Raw genomic sequence first — 10,650 nt, 5'->3', positions numbered from 1 at the left:
CGAGCGACCGACCTAGACCGTCACCCCGGCTCCCGCCGAGTCCCAACAGCAAGCACCATATCGGTGCCCACAGCAAGGATGGTGCCCTAGTGACCAAGCTCGACCTGACCGTATCCGGGCCGGATCTGACCGAGGCGTTGGTGAACGTCTCCTCGGTCAGTGGGACGGAGGAAAAGCTCGCGGACATGGTCGAGGCGGCGCTCTCGGCGTACCCGCATCTCAAGGTCTTCCGGCACGGCAACACCGTCGTCGCCCGCACTGATCTGGGCCGCGCCGAGCGGGTCGTCCTCGCCGGTCATCTCGACACCGTGCCGCTCAACGACAACCTCCCGGCCCGCCGCGCCGACGGTCTGATCCACGGGCTCGGCGCGTGCGACATGAAGGGCGGCGTCGCGGTCGGACTGCGCCTCGCCGCGACTCTCGCCGAACCGAACCGGGACGTCACGTACGTGTTCTACGACTGCGAGGAGATCGAGGCCGAGCGGAACGGTCTGTTCAAGCTGACCCGCTCGAACCCGGAGCTGCTCGAGGGCGCGTTCGCGGTCGTGATGGAGCCGTCCAACGCGGTCGTCGAGGCCGGCTGTCAAGGCACGATGCGGATCGAGGTCACCACCCGCGGCGAGCGGGCGCACTCGGCCCGCTCCTGGATGGGCAGCAACGCGATCCACGCCGCGGGCGGGGTGCTCGCGCGACTGGCGGCGTACGAGCCGCGCCGGGTGCCGATCGACGGGCTCGAGTACCGCGAGGGGCTGAACGCGGTGGCGATCACGGGCGGCGTCGCGGGCAACGTCGTACCGGATCTGTGCACGGTTAGCATCAACTACCGCTTCGCGCCGAACCGGTCCGAGGCGGAGGCCGAGGCGCACCTGCGTGAGGTCTTCGAGGGGTACGACGTGACTGTGACGGACTCTGCTCCGGGCGGGCTGCCGGGGCTCGAGCGACCGGCCGCGGCGGCGTTCCTGCAGGTGGTGGGCGGGGAGCCGCAGCCGAAGTTCGGGTGGACCGACGTCGCGCGGTTCACGCTGCTCGGCGTACCAGCCGTGAACTACGGGCCGGGCGATCCGCTGTACGCGCACAAGCAGGACGAGTTCGTGCCCGAGGCCGAGATCGAGCTGTGTGAACAGCGGCTGAGGAGTTGGTTGACAGACCGCGCGTAGCCCGGCCCGATTACCGCTCAGGCAATAACCTGGAGGTATGTCAGAACCATCGATCCACCCCGACCGTCCGGTCGGCCAGCAGCAGCGCGGGCCGGTCACGATGCGGCGCAACCAGGTGCAGCAGTCCACGTCCGAGCAGCGGCTGCTGGACAGTCGCGGGCCGTCGGACTGGGTGCACACCGACCCGTGGCGGGTGCTGCGGATCCAGTCGGAGTTCATCGAGGGCTTCGGCATGCTGGCGGAGCTGGGCGCGGCGATCAGCGTGTTCGGGTCGGCGCGGACCAAGGTGGACGACCCGATGTACGCCGCCGCGGAGGAGTTCGGGCGGAAGCTGGTCGAGGCGGGATACGCCGTGATCACCGGCGGCGGACCGGGTGTGATGGAGGCCGCGAACAAGGGCGCGTCCGAGGCCGGCGGGGTGTCGGTCGGGCTCGGTATCGAACTGCCCTTCGAGAACGGCCTGAACGAGTGGGTCGACATCGGGATGAACTTCCGGTACTTCTTCACCCGGAAGACGATGTTCGTGAAGTACGCCCAGGGGTTCGTGGTGATGCCGGGCGGGTTCGGCACGCTGGACGAGATGTTCGAGGCGCTCACGCTGGCGCAGACCCGGAAGGTCACGTCGTTCCCGGTCGTCCTGTTCGGTACGTCGTACTGGGGCGGGCTGGTCGACTGGCTGCGTACGACGATGCTCGAGGACGGGAAGATCTCGGCCGCCGACCTGGAGATGTTCGTTGTCACGGACGACGTCGACGAGGCGATCAGCTACATCGTGAAGGCCGGCGAACTCGCGGACGAAGCCGCCGAGGAAGCCGCCGCCGAGGCCGCCCGAGAGGTCGACACGACGAACACCCCGCCCTCCCGAACCCACCGCCTCGGCTCCGACGGGAGCTGAAATACCCGGGGGTTTTCGCGGTTGACTCGTCCGGCATGGCACGATCGGTCCCGTGATGTGGTTCTTCGGGCTGATCGTGGTGCTGTTGATCGGGGCTGTCGCGGTAGTGGCCTCGGGTCGTTGGGGTGCCATGAGCACGGCGTACGACGACCGGCCCGACATGACCGTGCCGGCGCGGCAGGCGCTCACGGCGACCGATATCGAGTCGGCGCGGTTCGCGGTCGGGGTGCGCGGCTACCGGATGGACGAGGTCGACACGCTGCTCGAACGGGTCGCGAAGGAGGTCGCCGAGCGCGATCGCCGGATCGCCGACCTGGAGCGTGCTGTCGCACCGATCGTCGAGGCGCCGGACGGGCACGGGTTCAGCTCCCGTCCGTACGACCCGGCCGAGTTCGAGGACACCGGCACCCAGCCGCCGATCCTGGTCGGCGGGCCGGACCCCGTCACCCGGCCCAAGCCGGCAGACGAGCCCACCGACCCCACCGACGCAGAGGACACCGCCCAGCCGAGCGACACGCCGGAGCCCGCCGAAGCCGCAGGAGCCCCGGGAGTCGCCGGAGCTGCAGGAGCCCCGGACGTCCCCGGAACTGCGGGAGCCGCCGGAGCCGCGGGGGTTGCCGGGGGAGCTGAGTCTTTGCGGTCTGACGGTGGTGCGGAGTCGATCGCGGGAGGCGAGGCGTCGGAGGCTCGGGACAGTACGTCGTCTGTCGCGCCCGTGGGTTCGGGTGCTTCCTCGTCCGGTGGCGAGGAGGAGGACGACGAGCATGAGACGACTGAGCTGCCGCGGGCGGTCCAGGCAGCAGCCGAGGAGTACGAGCGCCTGCAGGCCGAGGCCCGCGCCGTACTCGAAGCTCAGTCCCAGCCGGTGACGCCACGCCGCAAGCCCGCCCCGCCTCAGCAAACCCCCGCTCAGCAGCCCCAGCAGGACGCAACTCCCGCAGAAGCTCCCGTCGAGGCGCCTGCCACGCACTGGACGCAGCAGCCGCCGCAGGAAGCCCAGGAGCAGACCCAGCCGCAGAAGCCGGAGCAGGCTCGGCAGGAGACGCCTGAGGCGCCAAAGGCGGAGGGTAATGGTGCGGCTGGGGATGGGGACGAGGAGGGATGGCGGTTCTGGCCGCCTGCGGATCAGCAGGGTGAAGGGGCGTACCAGCGCCCTAGCTGATGGACGCGACGAGGAGTTGTCACGCGGAGGCGTCTGTCGAGTTGCGGCTGGCGCCTGAGGTTGCCTGGGACGTGGTGATGGACTGGGAGCGCCAGTCCCGCTGGATGCTGTTCACGCGCGTCTGGGGGACGGAGAACGGCGGCGTCGGCGTCGGTGGGGGAGTCGCGGCGCGGACTTCTGTCGGTGGCGTCGGGTTCACTGACGACATGGTCATCACACACTGGGATCCACCGCGCGAGTGCACGGTGAAACATCTCGGGAAGCTCGTCCGCGGCACCGGGACGTTCGCCATCGAGCCGGCAGTGTTGAGCGGCGTCGACCGCGGGACGTCGGTCCGCGGCAGCACGTTCACCTGGTCCGAGGACGTCGTACCGCCGCTCGGTCGCCTGGGCGCGTTCGCCTGGCCGGTGGTGCGACCGGCGTTCGAAGCGATGATGCGGATCTCGCTCAAGCGCCTCGTCAAGGAGGCTGACGCATGACGGTCGTCGGACCGGACGGGCAACCGCGCTGCGGATGGGCGACGTCCGCACCGGAGTACGTCGAATATCACGACACCGAGTGGGGCAAGGAGATCCGCGACGATGTCGCGCTGTTCGAGCGCCTGACCCTCGAGGGGTTCCAGTCGGGCCTGTCGTGGATCACGATCCTGCGCAAACGGGAGAACTTCCGGGCCGCGTTCGCGCACTTCGATCCGGAGACGATCGCGAAGTACGACGACGCGGATTTCGAGCGCCTGATGGCCGATCCGGGCATCGTCCGTAACCGGTTGAAGATCAACGCGACGATCTCCAACGCCCGCGCGCTGCTCGACCTGGCCGAAGGTGAGTTCACCGAGCTGCTCTGGTCGTTCCGGCCCGCGAAGCACGCCGCCCCGAAGACGCTCGCCGACGTACCGGCCACGACACCGGAGTCCGTGGCGATGTCGAAGGCCTTGAAGAAGAAGGGTTTCGTCTTCGTCGGACCCACCACGGCGTACGCGTTGATGCAGGCCACCGGCATCGTGAACGACCACTTGAAGACCTGTATAGCCCGGTAATCCGCGTGCACGTGCAGAAGCCTTTTGCAGATGCAAAAGGTACTTTGGCGGAAACAAAAGACAAACGGCTGAACGAGTTGTGCTTCGGGCACTGAACGTGATGAGGTGTTCAGCGGGCTCCCCGACTGTCAGGTGGTTGTCCGGCCGTGACTCGCCCGGCCGGAACGCGGTCGTGGAGCCCACCAAACGTTCTACGGGTGTTGGTTCGCGCCGTCCGTGGTGAAGGTCGTCCGGAACACATCGGTGCCGGTCAGACCGGACAGTTGGGTGCCGGCGGACGTCGTGGTGAGGTACAGATTCGCTTCGGCGTAAGCATCTGCCGCGTCGTCGTCCGCCGTACCGAACTGTCGCGTCCAGCTGCGCGCGTGGTCGGGCGAGTACTTCGTCAGTACGCCGTCGAACTTGCCCAGTGGGGTCGCCAACGATCCGTCCGTGAAGCCGCCGACGTACAGCGCACCACCCGCATCTACCGCCACCGCGGCGCCCTTGTCGTTTCCGGTCGTGCCGAACTGGTCCCGCCACGTCAGTACGCCGTCCGCGTCGGCACGAGCGACCAGGATGTCCTTGTCGCCGATCAACGTGCCCGCGAAATCGCCTGCCGTGTAGCCGGTCAGACAGACACCGCCCGCCGGATCCGGCGCGACGTCCCACACCTCGTCGGACGCTGCGGTGCCGAACTGTTTCGTCCACACCGGATCGCCGTCGGCCGAGTAGCGCGCGAGGAAACCGTCGATGCCGCCGGCCGAGGTACCGAGTTCGCCGGCCGTCATCCCGCCCAGATAGACCGCGCCGCCCGAGACCGCGACGGACATGCCCTTGTCCTCGCCCGCGCTGCCGGTCTGGCGTAACCACACCTGCTTTCCGTTGGCATCGAGCCGCGCCACGAACACGTCCTTGTCGCCCTGATTCGGTCCGCCCAGAGCGCCCTTCGTATAGCCGCCGACGTACACCGCGGTCCCGTCGACAGCCAGCGAGTAGCTCCGATCCGCGATTCCCGGTACGCCGAACTGTGTGAGCCACCGGCGATTCCCGTCAGCGTCGTACTGCGCCGCGAACGCATCGTCCGTGGCGTTCCCCGCATGCGCGCTGTCCAGATCGCCGTTCGTGTAACCGGTCACCAGGACCCGCCCGTCCGCGTCCACAGCGACGCCGTACGCGCGCTCCGTCCCCCCGGTCCCCAGCGATCGCGTCCACTCGCGCGACCCGTCGGCGCGATACTTGATCAGTGCGACATCCGTGCCGCCGGCGTACGGCTGTCCGTCCAGTGCGCCGGCTGCGGCGACCGCCTGGTAAACGTTGCCTGAGGCATCTGTTGCGATTCCGCCGGCGCGGTCCTCGCCCGCCGTACCGGTGATCGTGGCCTGCATGGGTGTGGCGGGCGGCTTCCCGAGGTACTGGAAGATGTACTTCGCGCCTTCGGCGAATGTCGGCCCCCAGACGTCCCAGTCGTGCCCGCCGTCGACGACCCGGAACTCCGACGTGAGGGTCGACACTCGCGCCGCCTGGTTGAACACCACGTGCGTCTCGAAGTCGAGGTCGTGAGTGGCGTCGATCGGCTTCGGGTTCTTGTACTCGTCGTCGCCGACCGCGAGGAACAGATGCGACTGCAGCCCGGTCGCCGCGAACGACTTCAGCGCGGCCGGCCAGTTCAGCTTCAGGTACGTCGACTCGACGAACGGGTCCTTGCCCTTGCCGAAGGCACCGAAATCGCGGGTGCTCGAATCGCTCGGCGGCAGCGGGAAGTACACGGCCGGGCTGAGGGCGATCGCCGCGCCGAAGATCTCCGGGTGCGCCAGCGAGTAGCGGAGCGCGCCGGCGCCGCCCATCGAGTAGCCGGCGACCGCCCGGCCGGTGCGGTCCGCGATCGTGCGGTACGTCGCGTCGATCTGCGGCACGAGATCCTTGAAGAACGCGGTCTCGACCGGTCGTCCCGGATCGGTGCCTTGATACGCCGAGTCGACGTACCAGCTGGCGCGGCTGCTCCAGGGAGCGTCCGGCATGATCGCGATCGTCGGCGGGATCTCGCCGCTGCCGATCAGCTCGTCCAAGCGGCTCTTGACCTGCGTCCACGCGCTCATGGAGTCGCCGCGCCCGTGCAGTAGGTAGATGACCGGGTAGCGCCGGTCCGACGCGTCGTACCCGGCCGGCAGGTAGACGTTGTAGTTGATGTCCTCACCGAGCGTCGCCGACCGCACGGCGGCCGGCTTGATGACACCCGGCTCGACGGTCGGCGCGGCAGTGGATCCAGGGACGACGAGACTCCCGACGAGCGTGGCAGCGGTCAGGGCAGGCAGCAGCAGTTTCCTCACACGACAGGTTGTAATCGCTTACGTAAACGATTACAAGACCTGGCGAGGCGGCATGGGCGGGGATGCTGTCGGGGGTGCACCGGCGTGGCGGGTGCGGTGAACAGGTTATTGCCTGTGCACCGCCCCCAGTTCCTGTGCACCGCCCCAGTTCCTGTGCACCGCCCCAGTTCCTGTGCACCGCCCCAGTTCTTGTGCACGCCCGCGGTGGATGGTGGGCGGTGGTGGTGGGTTAGCGGCCGGTGAAGGTGGGCTTTTGTTTGGCTACGAAGGAGGTGACTGCGTTGTGGTGGTCTTCGGTGGAGCCGGTGAGTTGCATCTTGCCGGCCTCGAAGACCAGGGCCTCGGCGAGGGTGTGGCTTGCCGAGTAGCCGAGGGACTGGCGGACGGCGCCGTACGCGACGGTGGGGCCGGCCGCGAGTTTGGCGGCCAGCTCAGCGGCCGCGGTCTGCAGGTCCGCGGCGGGGACGACCGAGGTGGCGAGGCCGAGGTCGAGGGATTCGGCGGCGGGCACGGTGCGGGGGAAGTAGAGCAGTTCGAGTGCCTTCGCGTGGCCGATCAGGCGGGGGAGGGTCCACGAGATTCCGGTGTCGCAGGACAGTGCGATGCCGGTGAAGGCGAGGTTGAAGCCCGCGGTGTCGGCCACGACCCGGAAGTCGCACGCGAACGCCATTGACGCGCCGGCCCCGGCCGCCACACCGTTCACGGCCGCGATCACCGGCTTCGGCATCTCCGCGAGCGCGAGCGCGATCGGCGCGAAGTGGTCCGGCACCGTGCTCCACAGCGCCGCCTGGTCGTTTGCCTGCAGCAACCCGATGTGCTCCTTCAGGTCCTGCCCGACACAGAACGCCCGGCCGGTCCCGGTCAGTACGACGACGCGCACGGCCGGATCGTCGCCGGCGGCAAGGACCGTGTCACGGAGCAGTACCTTGGTCGGCGTGTCGAGCGCGTTCATCGCGTCCGGCCGATTGAGCGTGATGGTCGCGACACCCTCGGATACGGCGTACGTGACGGGATCACTCATCGTGGTCAGCTCCTTGACTGTCAGTGAGATTTTCAGTGCTGTGTCAGGCAGTCGTCGACGAAACGCCCGGCCGCGGGGCCCAATCGTTCCGCATGGAAATCGAAGAACGCGGCCGCCTTCGTGCCCGACCAGTCGGCCGGCAGCAGCTCGTCCGGAAGCCCCGGATCCCGGAACAGGAACTTGCGCCACTCGTGCACCAGTTCCGACCGTACGGCGAACGCCTGCTCGTCGCTCGTCTCCGTGCCGGCGGCGTCCACCAGGGCCTTCGCCTCGATCAGCCAGGCGTCGTACGACGCGCCGAGCTCGTCGAGTTTCCAGACCCGCCGGGCGAACTCGACCGCGCCGGCGTCGATCGGGGCCCGGAACCGGTCCGCGGCGATGCCCTCCACGCCGAGGATCTGGTCCACCTCGGCGTCGTTGCGCAGTCCGACCCAGGCGCCGTCGGACAGCGGAGCCCAACCCAGAAAGGAAAGTTGGCTCGCCAACTGCTCGCGGCGCCGGGCGTTCGGGACCTCGCGGAGAATGCCCAGGTGCCAGTGCCGGTCCCAGTCGCCCGGCCCGTCGGAACCGGTCGCCACCGGGGTGCCGTCCGGCGCGGTCCGGTAGATCCGGGCGGCGGCGTCGTCGAGCCGGCGACGCGCCCGGGACGTCAGCGCGTATCCGGGCTGGCCGTCGATCCGGGCAGGCTCCAGCCAGCCCTGCCGGACCATGCGGGACACGGCGGTCCGGACCGCGGGCGGGTGGACCCCGAGCGGTGCGAGCAGCCTGACGAGAGCCGCGACCGGAGCCTGCGCACCTCGCGCGCGCAGGTGGTCGCCGTACAGGTCGAAGAGGGCTGAACGGGCGTGCACAAGACTCGAGTCTGCCGTATGGTGCACGGCTCTGGCCTGTGATCGGGAATAATGGGGGCTGACACACACCGATACACACTGCGATACGCGCCGACGGCGCATCACCGCAACGGCGCCGGCGACGGTCCCCCGCGCGGTGTCGTCGCTCAACACCGACACTGGGAAGGGGTGCGCGCATGGCGGCGATGAAGCCGCGGACGGGCGATGGTCCGCTCGAGGTCACCAAGGAGGGCCGCGGGATCGTGATGCGGGTTCCGCTCGAGGGCGGCGGTCGGCTCGTCGTCGAGCTCAACGCCGACGAAGCGACCGAGCTCGGCAACGCACTGCAGGCCGTCGTCGGCTGATCACATCCTCCGGGGGTGTCAGCTTGCCCCCTGCCTACATCATTCCGACCCCGGTGGGTGCCCGTAGAGGGCGTCTCAGGACTCTGCGCCTGTTGCGCAGAGTCCCGAGACACCCTCTTTGCGGCACCGGCCGGGGTCGTTACGGTTGTGCAGCTTCTATCTGATCAAACAGTGAGGTTCGACCCAGTGGCTCGCCGCAGTAGTTCGTCTCCTTTTCCCAGTCTTCCGGTTGTCGCGTGGCAGCCGGGTCTGCCGGTGCACGGGTCGTCGACGTGGGTTGTCGTCGTCGGCGAGGAGGACGGTTTGCCGGCCGCCGCGAAGGAGGCCGGCGGGCGGCTCGGCGTCGACCTCGACCGGCTTCTCGAGGTGCAGCGCGCGACCGGGTTCACCCCGTCCGCCGGTGCGACCGCGGCGTACCCGCTGCTGACCGGTGAGGTGACCGAGGTCCTGCTGGTCGGGGCCGGTGCGGGAAGCGCCAAGGAGCTGCGACACGCCGGTGCGGCGATCGCGCGGTTCGGGCGCGGTAAGGACGAGCTCACCACTGTCGTTGCCGAGGGCATCGATGATGCGGCGCTGCAGGCGTTCGCGGAGGGCGTCGTGCTCGGCTCGTTCTCGTACACGCAGAAGACGGTTGACGCGGGCAAGCCGGCCGTCGGCACCGTCACGCTGACCGATGGAACCGCGGACACCCGGCAGCCGGTGATCGACCGCGGTGTCGTGATCGGCCGCACCGGCTGGCTGGCGCGACAGCTCGCGATCACCCCGTCGAACGAGAAGGACCCGTCCTGGCTGGCCGCGCGCGCGACCGAGGTGGCCGCCGCGACCGGTCTCGAGGTGACGGTCTGGGACGAGAAGAAGCTCGCCGCGGACGGGTTCGGCGGCATCCTCGCGGTCGGCCAGGGCTCGACCCGCCCGCCGCGGCTGATCCGGCTCGACTACGTGCCGAAGGGCGCGACCAAGAAGACGCCGTACGTCGTGCTTGTCGGCAAGGGCATCACCTACGACACCGGCGGCCTGTCGCTGAAGCCGCGCGACGGCATGGTGTCGATGAAGCGCGACATGACCGGCGGCGGCTCGGTGATCGCCACGATGTCGGCGCTGCGCGACCTCGGGGCGAACGTCCGCGTGACCGGCCTGGTGTGCGCCGCGGAGAACATGCCGTCCGGTACGGCGTACCGCCCGGACGATGTGATCCGGCACTTCGGCGGCCGCACCACCGAGGTGAAGAACACCGACGCCGAGGGCCGTCTGGTGCTCGCCGACGGACTCGCGTACGCCGTCCAGGAGCTGAAGCCCGACGTACTCGTCGACATTGCCACGCTCACCGGCGCGATCAAGGTCTCGCTCGGTGCGATGCTGTACGGCGGGATGTTCGCGACCGACGACGCGCTGGCCGACAACCTCGCGGACGCCGGCCGGGTGTCCGGCGAGGAACTGTGGCGGATGCCGCTGCCGGCCGAGTACGAGGACCTGATCTCGACGCCGATCGCCGACTCGGTGAACAGCTCGAAGGGCCCGGGCTCGATCACCGCGGCCCTGTTCCTGAAGGCGTTCACGGGCGACCTCCCGTGGGCGCACCTCGACCTGTCGTCGATCGCGGAGTCCCCGGCCGACCGCTTCGAGTACTCCACCGGCGCAACCGGCGCCGGCGCCCGCCTACTCAGCACCTGGCTCGCCTCCGACACCCCGACCTCCGGCATCGGCTAACCGCCCCTCCGCGCCCGCCCTCGCACGCTCGCATTTCGTGGGTTGGCGTCCGACATGCAGGGTTTGCGCACCAGATCTCGGACGCAAACCCAGCATCTGATGGGTGAACCCACGAGAGGGATATCCACAGATTGCGGTGATGGGCAGCGGGGGAGTGGATCGGGGCCC

Annotated in this window: 10 protein-coding genes; 7 read left to right on the top strand and 3 right to left on the bottom strand. The window is 69.1% G+C overall.

Translation table 11 applies throughout. From position 1 onward, the window contains the following. The first annotated feature begins 89 nt into the window (after nt 1-89). Genes dapE through EV651_RS14580 form a run of 5 tightly spaced genes read left to right on the top strand, consistent with a single transcriptional unit; the run spans nt 90 to nt 4,250 of the window. The gene (gene dapE / locus EV651_RS14600; RefSeq protein ID WP_133785689.1) at nt 90-1,157 is read left to right on the top strand and encodes a succinyl-diaminopimelate desuccinylase; all 1,068 of its coding nucleotides are present in this window, start codon (nt 90-92) and stop codon (nt 1,155-1,157) included. A gap of 37 nt (nt 1,158-1,194) precedes the next feature. Continuing rightward, on the top strand, nt 1,195-2,052 hold the full coding sequence (locus EV651_RS14595; protein ID WP_133785688.1) for a TIGR00730 family Rossman fold protein: 858 nt from the start codon (nt 1,195-1,197) through the stop codon (nt 2,050-2,052). 55 nt (nt 2,053-2,107) lie between these two features. After that, the gene (locus tag EV651_RS14590; RefSeq protein WP_255512184.1) at nt 2,108-3,214 is read left to right on the top strand and encodes a DivIVA domain-containing protein; all 1,107 of its coding nucleotides are present in this window, start codon (nt 2,108-2,110) and stop codon (nt 3,212-3,214) included. Beyond that, on the top strand, nt 3,214-3,693 hold the full coding sequence (locus EV651_RS14585) for an SRPBCC family protein (RefSeq protein ID WP_133785686.1): 480 nt from the start codon (nt 3,214-3,216) through the stop codon (nt 3,691-3,693). The genes EV651_RS14590 and EV651_RS14585 overlap by 1 nt, the downstream gene beginning before the upstream one ends. Further along, nucleotides 3,690-4,250 carry a DNA-3-methyladenine glycosylase I gene (locus EV651_RS14580; RefSeq protein WP_133785685.1) on the top strand — a complete coding sequence of 187 codons (561 nt, stop codon included), beginning with the start codon at nt 3,690-3,692 and terminating at the stop codon, nt 4,248-4,250. The genes EV651_RS14585 and EV651_RS14580 overlap by 4 nt, the downstream gene beginning before the upstream one ends. Before the next feature lie 191 nt (nt 4,251-4,441). On the opposite strand, the gene EV651_RS14575 is transcribed toward EV651_RS14580, so the two are convergent. From EV651_RS14575 to EV651_RS14565, 3 genes are all read right to left on the bottom strand, one after another. Next, complete coding sequence (locus tag EV651_RS14575) at nt 4,442-6,559, bottom strand: alpha/beta hydrolase-fold protein (RefSeq protein WP_133785684.1); 2,118 nt, start codon at nt 6,557-6,559, stop codon at nt 4,442-4,444. Between the two features lie 229 nt (nt 6,560-6,788). Then, complete coding sequence (locus EV651_RS14570; RefSeq protein WP_133785683.1) at nt 6,789-7,580, bottom strand: enoyl-CoA hydratase/isomerase family protein; 792 nt, start codon at nt 7,578-7,580, stop codon at nt 6,789-6,791. A gap of 32 nt (nt 7,581-7,612) precedes the next feature. Next, on the bottom strand, nt 7,613-8,431 hold the full coding sequence (locus EV651_RS14565) for a PaaX family transcriptional regulator C-terminal domain-containing protein (protein WP_133785682.1): 819 nt from the start codon (nt 8,429-8,431) through the stop codon (nt 7,613-7,615). Between the two features lie 176 nt (nt 8,432-8,607). Between EV651_RS14565 and EV651_RS14560 the strand changes: the two genes are divergently transcribed. Further along, entirely contained in the window at nt 8,608-8,775 is a 168-nt protein-coding gene (locus tag EV651_RS14560; protein ID WP_133785681.1) for a DUF3117 domain-containing protein, read from the top strand. A gap of 255 nt (nt 8,776-9,030) precedes the next feature. Further along, the gene (locus tag EV651_RS14555) at nt 9,031-10,482 is read left to right on the top strand and encodes a M17 family metallopeptidase (RefSeq protein WP_238156884.1); all 1,452 of its coding nucleotides are present in this window, start codon (nt 9,031-9,033) and stop codon (nt 10,480-10,482) included. Nucleotides 10,483-10,650: the final 168 nt, after the last annotated feature.

Origin of the sequence: Kribbella sp. VKM Ac-2571 (assembly GCF_004362255.1) — a bacterium.
Classification (GTDB): domain Bacteria; phylum Actinomycetota; class Actinomycetes; order Propionibacteriales; family Kribbellaceae; genus Kribbella; species Kribbella pratensis.
Note: the sequence above shows the minus strand (reverse complement) of the source record. Positions and strands in the feature narration are given on the sequence as shown.

What these genes read in the sequence shown, in the direction of transcription:
- EV651_RS14595 (WP_133785688.1), top strand. Translation starts at nt 1,195, where the DNA reads ATGTCAGAACCATCGATCCACCCCGACCGTCCGGTCGGCCAGCAGCAG.
- EV651_RS14590 (WP_255512184.1), top strand. Translation starts at nt 2,108, where the DNA reads ATGTGGTTCTTCGGGCTGATCGTGGTGCTGTTGATCGGGGCTGTCGCG.
- EV651_RS14585 (WP_133785686.1), top strand. Translation starts at nt 3,214, where the DNA reads ATGGACGCGACGAGGAGTTGTCACGCGGAGGCGTCTGTCGAGTTGCGG.
- EV651_RS14580 (WP_133785685.1), top strand. Translation starts at nt 3,690, where the DNA reads ATGACGGTCGTCGGACCGGACGGGCAACCGCGCTGCGGATGGGCGACG.
- EV651_RS14570 (WP_133785683.1), bottom strand. Translation starts at nt 7,580, where the DNA reads ATGAGTGATCCCGTCACGTACGCCGTATCCGAGGGTGTCGCGACCATC.
- EV651_RS14560 (WP_133785681.1), top strand. Translation starts at nt 8,608, where the DNA reads ATGGCGGCGATGAAGCCGCGGACGGGCGATGGTCCGCTCGAGGTCACC.